This window comes from Bifidobacterium dolichotidis, assembly GCF_003951975.1.
GTDB lineage: Bacteria > Actinomycetota > Actinomycetes > Actinomycetales > Bifidobacteriaceae > Bifidobacterium > Bifidobacterium dolichotidis.
Window position 1 is genome coordinate 145,091 of the sequence record NZ_QXGM01000002.1, and the last position, 14,400, is coordinate 159,490.

The 14,400-nt window shown below is 50.0% G+C and carries 9 protein-coding genes and 1 tRNA gene; 2 read left to right on the forward strand and 8 right to left on the reverse strand.

Annotated features, from left to right (window positions below):
• The first annotated feature begins 56 nt into the window (after window positions 1–56).
• Together D2E26_RS04485 and D2E26_RS04490 are read left to right on the forward strand one after the other, a co-directional pair.
• The gene (locus tag D2E26_RS04485; RefSeq protein ID WP_125963519.1) at window positions 57–2,003 is read left to right on the forward strand and encodes a 1-deoxy-D-xylulose-5-phosphate synthase; all 1,947 of its coding nucleotides are present in this window, start codon (window positions 57–59) and stop codon (window positions 2,001–2,003) included.
• Window positions 2,004–2,012: 9 nt separating this feature from the next.
• A tRNA-Arg gene (locus D2E26_RS04490) sits at window positions 2,013–2,085 on the forward strand.
• A gap of 65 nt (window positions 2,086–2,150) precedes the next feature.
• Here D2E26_RS04490 and D2E26_RS04495 read toward each other — a convergent pair.
• From D2E26_RS04495 to D2E26_RS04530, 8 genes are all read right to left on the reverse strand, one after another.
• Window positions 2,151–3,560 carry an MFS transporter gene (locus tag D2E26_RS04495; protein ID WP_125963520.1) on the reverse strand — a complete coding sequence of 470 codons (1,410 nt, stop codon included), beginning with the start codon at window positions 3,558–3,560 and terminating at the stop codon, window positions 2,151–2,153.
• Between the two features lie 325 nt (window positions 3,561–3,885).
• The gene (gene gtfA, locus D2E26_RS04500; RefSeq protein WP_125963521.1) at window positions 3,886–5,379 is read right to left on the reverse strand and encodes a sucrose phosphorylase; all 1,494 of its coding nucleotides are present in this window, start codon (window positions 5,377–5,379) and stop codon (window positions 3,886–3,888) included.
• A 296-nt stretch (window positions 5,380–5,675) separates the two neighbouring features.
• Window positions 5,676–6,743 carry a LacI family DNA-binding transcriptional regulator gene (locus D2E26_RS04505; protein ID WP_125963522.1) on the reverse strand — a complete coding sequence of 356 codons (1,068 nt, stop codon included), beginning with the start codon at window positions 6,741–6,743 and terminating at the stop codon, window positions 5,676–5,678.
• 511 nt (window positions 6,744–7,254) lie between these two features.
• The gene (locus D2E26_RS04510) at window positions 7,255–8,448 is read right to left on the reverse strand and encodes an SLC13 family permease (RefSeq protein ID WP_125963523.1); all 1,194 of its coding nucleotides are present in this window, start codon (window positions 8,446–8,448) and stop codon (window positions 7,255–7,257) included.
• Between the two features lie 261 nt (window positions 8,449–8,709).
• Window positions 8,710–10,788, reverse strand: a complete 2,079-nt coding sequence (dnaG, locus tag D2E26_RS04515; RefSeq protein ID WP_125963524.1) for a DNA primase — start codon at window positions 10,786–10,788, stop codon at window positions 8,710–8,712.
• Window positions 10,789–10,934: 146 nt separating this feature from the next.
• Window positions 10,935–12,287, reverse strand: a complete 1,353-nt coding sequence (locus D2E26_RS04520) for a deoxyguanosinetriphosphate triphosphohydrolase (RefSeq protein WP_125963525.1) — start codon at window positions 12,285–12,287, stop codon at window positions 10,935–10,937.
• A gap of 79 nt (window positions 12,288–12,366) precedes the next feature.
• Window positions 12,367–13,755 carry an alanine racemase gene (gene alr, locus D2E26_RS04525; protein WP_125963526.1) on the reverse strand — a complete coding sequence of 463 codons (1,389 nt, stop codon included), beginning with the start codon at window positions 13,753–13,755 and terminating at the stop codon, window positions 12,367–12,369.
• A gap of 45 nt (window positions 13,756–13,800) precedes the next feature.
• Window positions 13,801–14,340 carry an N-acetyltransferase gene (locus D2E26_RS04530; RefSeq protein WP_125963527.1) on the reverse strand — a complete coding sequence of 180 codons (540 nt, stop codon included), beginning with the start codon at window positions 14,338–14,340 and terminating at the stop codon, window positions 13,801–13,803.
• Between the last annotated feature and the right edge of the window lie 60 nt (window positions 14,341–14,400).

The window sequence follows — 14,400 nt, forward strand, 5'->3', positions numbered from 1 at the left end:
CTCAATGAGCACATTTGATATGAATTCTCTTCTATTCCAAAGGATTGTTAGCTTTCATGACTGTTGACTTGCTGGAGACGCTGCACCTACCCGAACAGGTTGGTTCACTCGACGAAGGCCAGTTAGAACAGCTGTGCTCGGAAATCCGCCACACACTTGTGCATTTTGGTAAGCACCATGGCGGTCATATTGGATCGAATCTTGGCCTTGTTGAAGCCACGGTGGCTTTGCATGCCGTTTTCCATTCGCCAGAAGATCGTATTATTTTCGACGTTTCTCACCAGTCCTATGTACATAAGATGTTGACTGGTCGCGCTCAAGCTTATATTGATCCAGAACAGTTCGGTTCTGTTACTGGTTTTACGAATCCTCTTGAATCCGAGCATGACTCTTTTGTGCTCGGTCATACTGGCACTGCTGTTTCTTTGGCAACTGGTCTCGCAAAAATGCGTGATATGAATGGCCAGCATCATCATGTTGTGGCTGTTCTTGGCGATGGCGCATTAAGCTCTGCTGTTGCATTTGAAGGGCTGAATAATGCAGCTGCACAAGGCGGCAATATTATTATCGTGCTCAACGATAACGAGATGAGCATTGCTGAAGATCAAGGCGGTATGTATGCGGGCTTAGCCAAGCTGCGCGCTTCGAATGGTACTGCTCAACCAAATCTGTTTAATGCATTGGGCTTGGATTATCGCTATGTAGAACAAGGCAATAATGTTCATGCGATGATCGAAGCACTGAACGCTATTAAAGACACCGATCATCCAATTGTGCTGCATATTCATACGTGCAAGGGATTGGGCCTTGATGCTGAAGATAAACAGCATGGCATTGAGCGTGGTCAGTGTGAAGCAAACCATTGGCAGAATCCACTGCGTGATGAGCATTCGCCATTGGGCTCTCGTAAAACGTATGGCCGTGCAGCCATGGCTATGCTCGAGCAGCGTTTTGATGATGAGCCTGGCTTGATTGTTATCTCCCCTGCAACGCCTGGTTCGAATGGTATTACGCGTGAATTCCGTAAGCGTGCTGGCGCACATTATGTTGATACAGGTATTACCGAAGAGCATGCTGTAACTTTTGCTTCGGGTATTGCTAAGGCTGGTGGCCGTCCAGTAGTAGCAACTTCGGCTACGTTCTTCCAACGCACTGTGGATCAGTTGCAGCAGGAAGTGGCGCTGAACGATACGCCAGTAACGCTGCTGGAATTCTCCGCAGGTCTTTCAGCAACCGATAATACGCATTCTGGTGCTTTCGATATTGCTATGTTTGGCAATATCCCAGGTCTGTTGTGCTTGGCTCCTACAAGTGGCGAAGACTTCTTGAATATGGTGGCTTGGTCAACAAGTGCAGCTAATGAGCACCCTGTTATGATTCGTGTGCCAGGACCACAAATTATTGATGCTGATCGTGCGCAGGGCCTATTTAAGGCACTGACTGATCAAATTGATGACAGCCTACCAGCATCGGTCACACTTGACGCCATGATTGGCCATGAAGCAGCTGCAGCAATCATGAAAACTACTGCAGCGCTCAATGAGACCGCAGCAACGCAAGATCTGCACTATCGTCACTCTCGTGTTGTTCAAGCGGGACAGGACGTGGCTATTCTGGCGCTTGGTAATACGATGCCGCTGGGACGTGAGGTTGTTGAGCAGCTGGCTCAAGGCCCGCACCCAGTACACGCAACGCTGGTGGACCCAGTACTGTTCTCTGCAGTTGATGAAGAGCTACTCGCCAAGCTAGCGGAACAGCACCGTATTGTGGTAACGCTTGAAGACGGTCAGCTGGAAGGCGGCTGGGGTGCGAAGGTTGCACAGAGTGCCGAGCGTCTTGCCGAGCGAACGGGTCACCAACTGCAGGTGATCTGTGTTGGCGGCGATACGGAGTTCACGGATCGTGTTCCTCTTAATGAGCTTAATAATCGCTATGGTTTGACAACCGAGTCTATTATCCATAGAATTCGTAGCGTCGCGGCGCTCACCACTGCTGAGCGCTGACGGTATGGAGCCTCCGTAGCTCAACGGATAGAGCAACAGCCTTCTAATCTGTCGGTTGCCGGTTCGAGTCCGGCCGGGGGCACCCCAAACAGAAGAACCCTTGAAGCAATACGCCTCAAGGGTTCTTTCGTATTGTGCGGCGTGAATCTACCTTACGTTTTTAATACGCGTTGTTAAGAACGCGGCGACAAGCACAATCACAATGGCAACGCCGAATACCCAAGCGTAGGCAATTGCTGGAGATTCGGTAACATGAAGCGCGCCTTTAACAATGCTCACAACAATTGATGTGAGTACAGAGCCGATAACTGTTGACAGCGTATTCGCAAGATTAAGAATGCCCAAGTCCTTGCCTGCTTCTTTTGGATTTGGCAGCACCGCAACATTCAGTGCCTGATCAATGGCGTTGTAGACGCCGTAACCGAGGCCTGCGATGCCTGCAAACAGATACATGCCCAGCGGCGAACGGAATAATAATGGCATTAATGCACCAACAGCAAACAGGCACGAAGCCAATGCCACTGGTGTTTTACGCATGCCAAGTCGGTCAGTTATTGGACCAGCAGTTACGGCAGCAATCAGCGAAACAACCAAGGTAATCACGGCCATTGTTGCAATCATTGCTGCGGCCTTTACTGTGGCATTCGGGTCGCCGGCGAACACATAATCTTGCGCAATATACAGCTGGTAGGTGTTGATCATCCAATAGCCGCCCATCATTAACGTGCGGCCAACTAATGCATAGTAGAAATCTGGCGCATGCATTGGCGGGCGGAAGCTTCTCACAATTGACTTGGCGTCGGTAACTACGCGGACTTCATTACGATTGCTCTGCTCACGAGGCCAAATAATGACGGTGACAATACCGATAAGGCCGAAAATGAGCATGCCCATCATCCAGCCGCCGAATAAGCCTGCATCGCCTTGTGCCAATAATGCAGCGCCAACCAGAGAACCAAGCGTCTGGCCAACTGCAATACCAGCACCATAGAATCCCGAAACTGTACCTCGCACTTTATCTGGCACGCGGTCGCTCATAGTAGCAACGAACGGAGCAAGCATCATATTGTATCCAGCCTGAGCCAAGCACCAGAGCACCACAATCATTGCCGTGGATCGCATGCCAAAACCAATGCTGCCAATTGCTACGCCAGTAATGAGTCCGCCCACAATAATCCATGGCGTGCGCTTGCCAAATCGCGAGCGCGTGACATCAGAAAATGTGCCAAACACAATATTGGCAAGTAATGCCACAACCGAGCCGACTGCGTTAATCATGCCAACCATAGCAACTTTGCTGGTTGGATCATTGATTTCCAGTACGCGCGGCAAAATAATCGAACTCAATGCAACCCATGGAATAGCACAGGTCACTGCCGAAACCGTGAAGCCAATACCGAGTCGCAGAATTTCTATTTTGCTTGGACGATGTCCGTCGGCCGACACCATAGGATCGCGTGTATCGAATACTGTTCGCATTGCATCAGAAGCAGCAATATCTGCTGAGGCTGATCGCATGCCACGACCCAATGCTGGCTGACGCTGTAGTTCCACCATAAGACCTCCTTATCTCAGGTCCCACAACGTTTTCCTCATCTTGCTGGTATCACGAACTACTTTGTTCTTGATCCATGTATGTAGGAATTAGGGGGAATGCCAGTCTATAACGATTACCGCATTCGATGACGATGACCGTCTCACCAAGGAATATGAAGAACAGATGAACTTGGACCCTCATGGGTACAAAACAGCAGATCCGCACGATGCGAATGGCACAGTGCGGATCTGCTGTTGCTTAAAGTTTGGTAGCCCAGTATTACCTACTCGCGAGCTACATATTGGCTATATATTGATTGTTCCCTAACTGATCAATGGCGCTGGCTCAACGGCAATATACCGGAGCGAGATCCAACAAATTACTGGTTGTATGGGTGCCTCCTGCATCAGTCCAAGTCAGAGTTGCGACGTGATCTGATGCTGGGGCAAATTCAAGTCGAGCCATATCGTCACCATTGGTCCACTGCAGAGCAATGGTGCTGTCATGCTGATTCCAAGTAAATGTTCCATCGAACGCAGGCGATGCATTACGGAATCGTGCTAGAGCATGTAATGCTTGTACTACAGGGCGTTCAAGCTGCTCATCAATTTCCGTCACTGGATAATAGTGACGGTTAATGTCACGGCCAGCACCAGTTCGCTTAAGCAGCTCCATGTCATTCACACCGGCTAAAGCGCCAACATAGTAGACCTGTGGCACACCAGGTAGGAAGAATTGCACTGCACGTGCAGCTAAATACTTGAGATCATCACAACCGAGTGCTGAATAATATGTGCAATTCACTTGGGAAATATCCAAGTTGGCAGCGGCAGTACCTGTTGCAGCTTTAGACTCGCCATGTGAGTTGATGGCAATTTGCTGTACTAAATTACTGATGTCTTCTGTAGTGACGAGTCCTGTCAGCGAAGGATCTCGCTGAGATGGCCCAATATCAATAACACCAATGCCATCATGGGTATCGAGCACATTCACCGAATTATTCGGACGTACATCAATCCAATGTGCAAGCGCAGCTATATCGCCAGTAAATAACGTGTGCAACAACAATGGCGGCAACGCGAAATCATAAACACGATCCACTTTCTGAGCGATAGCAATTTGTTGCTTGTAGTACGAGTGAACCTCAATAAGAATTTCAAGACCACGCTTCAAACCTTCTTCGCGAAGACGTTCAATAAAACGGAACGTCTCCGGAATCATAAAGCAGCTCGTACCTGCTTCTTTCACACCATAGCCAACAGCGTCAAGACGAATATAATCAACGCCAGCTTGAGCCATGGTGTCAAAAATCGACATTAAATATGCCCAACCTTGGGACGAATTCACATTAAGATCAACTTGCTGTGGCGTAAACGTCGTCCAGACAAGACGCTCTTCACCTGCAAACTGATACATCCTAAATGGCACGCTTGGATATGGTCGATAAATCTTGGCTAAATCAGCCTCTGTAGCGCCATGAGGAAATACCGTGCTCATAGTTAAGAACATGGGATAATACTCAGAATCGCTGCCATGTTCCATAACATCTTTGAACTGTGTGGATTGCCAACTGATATGGTTCACAATCGCATCGGCCATAATGTTATGCGTTTTGGAGAGCTCTGTAATATCATTCCAATCGCCTAATCGCTCATCGACTGCAGTATGGTCAATTGGATCAAAACCAGCATCTGCACCGTCAAACGGCGTATAAAACGGCAGAATGTGTACGCCTTCGTACACTCCATCAAAACGGGAGCGCAAAATACGCGTGAGACTTGCTAGATCACCATCGCCAAGACGATTCGCGTAAGTTATGAGCTGTACCTTATTTTTCATGTACTCTCCTTGGAACAATTCTGAGTCGGTTAACCCGATCTCGAGTTTGCTATGTTGTAGGGGGTTCTAACATCATCGCTTTCGTCGATGTGTTCTATCGAACCGGTTTGATATGAACCAATCGTACAGCACTACGGTTTGCAATACCAAACGAGAGTTATATAGAACCGGTTCGCTATCACGGCATGCTTACAGCCAGAGCCATAGCTCTAGCTGTTAGCGGTAACCGTAAGCTTCATAGATTATGCGGGTTGTATTGCTGGTAATACGGGAAGTTTTCTCCCCCGCAAAAGACATTAGACGTCTATGTTTGCAGTGCGTACAGTCTGACCAGGTTTCCAAATCACTGGTATAAGACCATCTTCAACTGGTTGACCATCAATAAGACTGCATATTCGTGAAACCAAGCCATCGGCAAGACCATCAAAGTCCTGTTGTACGGCGGCAATATGCATGCCGGCTAAATCAACTTGGGATGTTCCATCGTAGGCAATAATTTGCACTTGTTCTGGAATGCGAATACCGCAGGCAAAAGCACGCTGCACGGCTATAGAAGCACCAACATCGGAACTAACGATTGCATCAACATCGGCATACCGGCCGCTTCCAGCAGCAATATCATCAAATACTGAAGTTACCGCATAGGAATAGCCTGCAAGGTCATCCACCTCGCCAGCATCAATATAGTCATGTTGGATTCCTGGTTCTTGGAAACGGCGGCCAAGCTGCACGTAGTATTGCGTAGTTGGGAATGTGGTTACTTTACCATTCGTCTCTGCGTCGTCATCATCTGGTTCGAGATCATGGAACTGCTGGCGTGGACCACCAATCATCACCACATGGCGTGTACCCGTGGCAATAAGCAGATCTGCTATAAGATTGCCGCCTTGAAGATGGTCCGAATTTACTGCTGCAATGCCTGGGCCGAGCACGCGGTCAAAGCCAACGACCGGTCGTTGAATAGAAGACCAATACGTCTGATCATGCTCAGTATGTGAACCCATAATAATGCCGTCCATCATGCGGCAGCGCAGCATATCAACATACTCTGCTTCGCTTGTTGCAGCATCGATTGTGGAGCACAGCATAGTTTTCATGCCATGATTGGCGAGTACGTTTTCTAGATGTGCAGTGAGTCGTGCAAAGAATGGATGTCGTACTGTTGGCACAATAATGCCAACAATATTGGTGCGATTCTGTGAAAGATTGCGACCTAATGCATTTGGTACATAATGCAAATCACTCATCGCTTGTTCGACTTTGCGTCGCATTTGCTCTGAAACGTATCCTGTGCCATTAATGACTAGCGATACGCTGCTTGTTGAAACTCCTGCTTTACGTGCTACATCTCGAATTCCTACCATATGCTTCTCGACTATCTCATCGTAAGCGCATGGCACTTGTGAGAGCCACAGCACCGTGACTCATTATGTACGACATCAGTTTGCTCCTCACCTATCGGTTGCCACTTCGAATATCGATGGGCACCATATCGGACTGATTATTGCTCTATATCAAGTTTTCTGCGTGGTATCTCAAGCAATGCTTCAGATCCAATTCGCATTGTAACAACAACAGAAGCAGCAAACGATTGATTTTCTCAGTAACAGCCTTGCAATTGGTGTTTTCAAACGCGGCTATTCAGAGTTGAACCATGGCTATAACCTGTTCAAACGCAAGCAACATATGGCCTTGCACAAAATACTGCAACTGTATCAATAAAATTTTCTGTTGCATTCCAAAGAAGAGAACATACCAATCGGCAGTTCCCGATTACACGATGCCAGTAATGGCCTGGGAAATGACTATTCGAGCAGTAATGCCAGCTATGCGCAGCAACTAACTACTCAGATCGTAGCGATCAGTAGTAGTTCGCTACTCAATAAACACAGCGAGCAGGAACAGCACGAACAGGAAGGAGAAGCTGACTGCTGTATAAACGCCTAAGTAGCGACCCTTCTTGTTTGGGTAGCTCTTTGTGACGTACTTGTAGGTAATCAGCGAGGCCATCGAAGCGATCAGTGTACCCATACCGCCAAGGTTGGTGCCAATAATCAGTGGAACCCACTTATCGCAGAAGCCGGAAAGCAACAGTGTGGTTGGCACATTAGAAATGAACTGGCTGAAGATAACGGCCACACCCAGTGGATGCTGGCCAACGAACTCCTGAGCAATTGCCGTAAATTCTGGAATTCGCTTCATATTGCCAATGAAAATGAAGAACATAATGAACGTCAGTGGCAATCCCCAATCCACATGACGTATTGCACGGCGATCGGTAAACAAGAACGTACCGAATGTAACGACGACCATAACCCACAATGGCAGCAGGTCACTGACCGTCAAAATGCAGACAATGAACAGGGCTAAATAGACCCAAGAACGCCAGCCACCGTGTGCTGCACCATAACCCGTAACGCGGATCTCATCAGGCTGAACCTTCTGATCAGAAGGAGCAAGAACGCCCTTTTCGATGCTGTCACTATCAAGGTCATGGAATTCGGAGACTGGTTTACCGCCAAACACGATGATGCTAATCGCAATCAACAGAGCTGCGGCAAGGCCCGTATAAGGAGCCATAATCTCCAGGAAGCGCCATGTAGACATGCCCGTTAATGCTTTTAAATACAGATTATGAGCATTGCCAATTGGCGTAAGCATTGAGCCACAGTTTGCTGCAACAGTCATCAGTGCACAGACAAATACTGTTTTGCTCTCCATGTGTGCCATCATCATAACCGCAATGGCAAATGGTACGAACGTCACCAATGCCACATCGTTCGTAATGAACATGGCGGAGAAGAACGTTAATGCCAGCAAAGTGAGTACTAAGCCTCGAGCTGTGCCAACGCGTCGTAACAGCTTTGATGCAATGATGCGGAATACGCCAATACGCTGCAAACCGACAACAACAAGCATTAAGCAGCACAGCTGAGCAATGGTGCTGATGTGCACATAACTCCAGTACTGACCGTCTGGTGGCACAAAGAAACACGAGATCAATGCAAGTACAGTTGCGACAACGAGAATCGTGTCATTCTTAAGCGCATTGCGCACTTGTTGTCGCATCCAGCCCTCCATGAAGCTCGTTCAACCAAGACAATATTACAAGTTGGCTTGTCATCATCTGGTTTTGGGCGTGGCCTATTCCCGACCACTACCCCATTTCATAGGTGTTTCGTACTACTTATTGTTGGAAAATCTTCCCGACAAAACAGTGCTAAAACGCTTTACTCAGGTAGTAGATTTTTCCACGAGCATGGTTGTACAGACTCCCCATAAGGGGTTATGTACCTGTTCAGTCGCAGCAAAATCTATTCTATCAACCCATCACAGAGCCATGGCGTTGCCATAAATCTGGTCCTTGAGCTCAGCACGCTTGCGTTCCAGTTCAGAAATAGCACCCAGCAGCTGGATCTTCTCGCTACCCTCTGGCATATGCGCCATACGCAGCTTTAATCCACCAATCTGGCGCATAGCACCCAGATCAAGCAAACGAGCCGTCAGCTGACGCGCAAACGCCTTCTCAGCCTCGCTAGCAGGTCGCAACTCAATAGCCGAACGATCAGCGTTTGGATCGCTTGCAGCCATATCGGCATCACTTGGAGGCAATGGCAAGCTCATCACAGCAAGTTCGTTAATCACACCAGCCAGCACTGGTCCACCAGCCTTGGTCAGTTCGTGCAGCCACTGACCTTGTGGCATAGATGGATCTGGTAAGCCACCGGCAACGGCAACAGCCTGGAACAGTGTGCGGAACACACTCGTCATAAAGCTATTAATCGTTAGCTCACCAAACTGCTTAGCATCAATAGCACGCGGAATTTGCACAAGCGTCGCCATGAACTGTTGTTCGGTCATGAACACAGCATCATCAACAATGTAATAACGCTGATTTTCGGCTGCATTGTGCATAAGCCTACGTACTTCAACCTGCCAGTTATTTGCCTGCTGGCCTTCCACTGATCGGTTCTGTCCTGAATCTGGGTATGGTTTACGGTCTGAGGCATACGCATCTTCATCACGCACATGCAAGCGGCGACGTTCACTACGTACCAAAGTGCGCATCTGATCAACTGGCACACCAATACGACCAGCAGCCTTACGCGTATACATGTCGTACATCGAACGATCGCGAATCTGTGCAATCAGTGGTGCCACAGCATGCATAGCGCCAACTTGACCTGGCGTATAGGACGTATCAAAACGACCAATTGCCGTTTCAATAACGAAGTCATAGAGTGGTTCAGCATTACGAATCAACGAGCGCAACGCTTCATCGCCATGATGAATACGCAAATCACAAGGATCGAGATTATCTTGTGCCACAGCAACAAACGTCTGCGACAAGAACCTTGAGTCAAAGCCGAAAGCATGAATAGCAGCCTTCTGACCTGCAGCATCACCATCGAACGTAAACACAATGCGCGAGCTCAACGACTGGCCATTCACGCGCAATGGGCCAATCAAATTCACCGCACCCAGCGAATCGTCACGAATCAGACGGCGCACAATCTTGGCATGTTCAGCACCAAATGCCGTACCACAGGTTGCCACAGCCGTATCAATACCAGCCAAATGCATAGCCATAACGTCGGTATAGCCTTCAACGACCACAACCTGACGCTTCTTAACAATCGATGGCTTCGCCAAGTCAATGCCATACAGCACCTGTGTTTTGCGATACAGCTGCGTATCAGGTGTATTAATGTACTTGGCTGAAATCGTGTCATCGTCATAAAGCTTGCGAGCACCAAAGCCTAAGGTTCGCCCAGTGGAATCACGAATTGGCCACGTGACGCGACCACGGAAATAGTCATACACACCGCGCTGACCCTGACGAGCGAGACCAGCGTCCAGCATTTCCTTATGAGTAAAGCCCTTGCTGGCGAGGTGACGGACGAGATTATCCCAGCCGCGAGGAGCGTAACCACAGCCGAAATGCTCACAGTCGGCCTGCGAGAAGTTGCGACCGCCGAGCATCTGACGTGCCGGAAGAGCCTCTTCTGTACCGAGCTGCGACGTGAAGAAGCGCTGCGCCTCTTCATTGGCCTGCAGCAAACGAGCACGCGTAGAACCCTGCACTTCCGGACGATTCGATGTCGACTCATAGTGCAGCTCAATGCCATACTGATCGGCCAGCAGTTCTACAGCTTCGCGGAAGTCAATATTCTCGCGCTCCTGCACATAGCCGAACACGTCACCGCCACGACCGCAGCCGAAGCAGTGCCAGACGCCCATCGCCGGACGCACACTAAAACTTGGCGTTTTCTCATCGTGGAATGGGCACAGGCCTACATAGGCGCCCGTGCCTGAAGGTTTCAATGTGACCGAGGACGATACGATGTCGTACAAATCGGCACGCGCACGTACCTTCTCAATATCTTCTTTCTTAATCATCCCGGCCATGAGCAACAGCTTAGCCAGCAATAAGCCATTATGCGAGCAGGTTCGGTGTATGTTTGGGAAAATTCGGGAGTGTCTTGGGCGCGTCGGGCTATGGAAATACGCTGCGAGCCGAGCAGCTACGCAAGCGCTCTACTTCACGAGCACATTCACGAGCACAGCAGCTGATGCATCGTCATAGCCGAACCATCGGTCAGGCTTGCCACCTGATCAATGGCCACGCGCAAACGTTCATCATCGTTGCTAGCTTCATTCCAGTCATCAATAAACACTGGCTCAAGCGCCATCGAAGTACGCGGCGAATCCGACATCATAACATCAACAAGATCCTCAACAATTTGCTGCTGATGCTCACGCACGGCAACGCCCTGATATGGCACCATCACGAAATACACGGCCATACCTTTAAGTATTTGGATCTCATAACGCGTCTGCTCAGGCACCACCAACGTGGCTCCATAGCGAGCGAACGGACCGTCACCATGGCATTCTCGCGTTGCCTGCTCAGTCGATTCAGCGAAACGACCGATGAGCATACTCGTCATGTCCTTGAGCTTGGCCAGCTCTCGCCTTGTGCCCGTGAACGCAGCAGGAATCACGCCAAGTGCCACAAGCCTATGGAATGCGTCCAACAGACCCTGCGCATCCCAATGAGGCCCGTACCATTCGCGCGTCTGCTCAATCATTTCCTCAACAACAGCAGGATCCTGCAAACGGCTTGGATCCATAGCCCCTGTTGCAAACGCATCTTCAACATCGTGCACGCTGTAGGCAATGTCATCCGACAAATCCATAACTTGGCATTCCATTGGTGTTGCCGTGCGTGAAACATGATCTGGCAGCCCCTCGCGCAACCAGCGGAACACTGGTTCATCGTCTGGATACACGCAGAATTTCGACGTACTTGCATCCTTCGGATGTTGTGCCGCCTCAGCATACGTCCATGGATATTTAATCGCTGCATCAAGTGCCGCACGCGTTAAGTTCACGCCTGCACTACGGCCCGCGAACTCACTGTGTGGACCTGTCAAATCCGATGGGAAGAAGACTTTTGGTTCAAGGCGCGTCAGAATACGCAGCGTTTGTGCGTTGCCTTCAAATCCGCCAATATTGCGCGCAATTTTGGCAAGTACTCGTTCACCAATGTGTCCGAATGGTGGGTGGCCTAGATCGTGTGCAAGGCATGCGCAATCCACAATATCTGGGTCAAGATTAAGTTTGCTGGCCACTTGACGGCCAATTTGTGCGACTTCCAGCGTGTGAGTCAGTCGCGTACGTGCAAAATCATCGGTGCCGGCTACAAGGACCTGACTTTTGGCGCCCAGCCTACGCAGTGCTGACGAATGAATCAGGCGCGCTCGGTCTCTCGAAAATGCCGAGCGCTCCTGAGATTTCGGTCCTTCCGGCACCCAGCGCTCAACATCGTGCTGCGTATACCCCAGCTCGAGTTGTGTTGCTGTGGGTTTCTCGCCTGCTCGAAGTTGCTCGCTATATGTAGTCATGATGATTTTTGTTCTACCACACTTTGCCGCTGAAAACCTGAGTATTGTCAACCGTTCTGTGTGGTTTTTGCCTCCAGTCTCAGATTAGAGACGTTGGATCAAGCATGGCAAGGTCTTGTTCACTCAAAACACTTGCTGCATTGCGGTACAGCCTTGGCACGCGGTTACGCAGGCACGTGTAAATCTCGTAGCTAATCGTGTCAGCAGCCTGAGCCCAATCATCAGCAGTTGGTTCACAGAATTCCTGACCACGGCCTGGTCCGAACAGCTGAACCGTATCGCCCACATGAATACCGAGTTCTTCAGCCGATCCGTGCAGATCAATAATGAACTGATCCATGCAAATACGACCAGAAACGTGACGCACAAGCGGGCCCTGCTTCGTCATAAAGACGACTGGACCACCTAGGTGCTGCTCTTTACGAGCGCCAGCTTCGTTGAAGCCAGAAGCCGAACGATGAATACCATCGGCATAGCCCACAGGCACAATAACTGCCGAAGTCTCTTTTTCCGTCACGTATACGCGACCATAGCTCAGGCCTGTTCCTGCTGGAACAGTTTTCACCGAGCTCAGCTGAGCTTGCAACGTCATAGCTGGCTTTAAGCCATACTGTTCTGGCGTACCCATAGCAGGATCTGGCTCATAGCCATAGAGGCCTACGCCTGGGCGCACAAGATCGAAATGAATATTTGGACGGGACAGCGTTGCAGCCGTATTAGCCAAGTGACGCATCTTTGGCTCAATACCAGCAGCCTTCATATGCTCCGTGAACTCTTCGAAACGCTGGATCTGCTGCTCAGTTTCGTCAACGAATTCTGGCGTATCTGGCATATCAGCCACAGCCAAGTGGCTCCACTGACCAGTAATTTCGAACAGGCCCTTATCCTGCAGTTCCTTGAGCAAAGGGGCAACAGCATCAAGCTGATCAAGCGTGAAACCATTACGGCCGAAACCGGTTTCTACCTTGACGTGCACGTGAGCAACAATTGGCTCTTCACCATGCGCGGAGCGCTGTACAGTTTCGGCTGCCTTAGCGAGCTCATGAATGGCATCAATCGTGCCAACAGAAATATCAATATGTTGACGCAGCAGTTCGTCATACGGAACTTCGTAAGGATCGTTGACCCACGTCAGAATGCGGGCGCGGTCGAGACCGATGCCAGCCTCACGTAAGACGAGCGCTTCGTGAGACTGTGCAGTGCCGAGCCAGGTAGCGCCGCCGGCGAGCGCGGCCAGAGCGGTTGGTACTAAGCCGTGGCCGTAAGCGTCAGCCTTAACCACACCCATAACTTCGGTGTGAGGCTGGGACTCGTCGGCGTTGACGATCTCTACGAGGTGACGCATATTGTCGCGCAAAGTAGCCAAATCGACAATAGCTTGAGCTGGATAACGGCGGCGGGCGCGCTCATAGTTAGCCTGCAGCTCTGGAGTATCAAAATGAGTTAATCCCGATGCGTCAAAAGTCATGCCACCATTGTTACCCGCAATAATGACACGAAATGTTACGGCGGTTTACCACTCGTGGCGCTGGTAGGCAATGCGAATCGCGTCAGAACTGTGATCTGGCAGGGTTATAAGTCCGCAACGAGCGAAGCCACTGGTTTCGAGCGCGTGTTGCATGAGCTTGTTATGCGCGTGCGTATCGGCGCGCACGTTGCCATAATGCTGAACAACCCAAGCAATGGCATCGCGTGCGGCACGGTGCTCTACGCCGGCCGAGGCGACGCGGTGAATGGCCACATATGGGTCGTCATCGAGCCAAGCGCCTTCAATATGTGCATAGGCAGGATCTGGTCCTGGGCACAGTGCGAATTGAGCAAGAATGCGCTCAGCACCGTCTGGTCCTTCGTTGTCGACGAGCAGCATAGCTCGGCGTTCACGAATATCGGCCTCAATAATGCTGTCCGTTGGATACGTTGTACCCCACTGTGATGCATTACCGTTGTCGCGCATAATTTGGCGAGCATGCGCATAAATCTGTTGCATTGCAGCGAAATCGTCCATATTCGCGTGACGAATACGGCGCGTAGTTGATGCCACTGCTTGGCTCATTCCAGTCACTTCCCTATTGCGGAACTCTTGCGAACCCAGTTGAACTCAGTTGAACTCAGC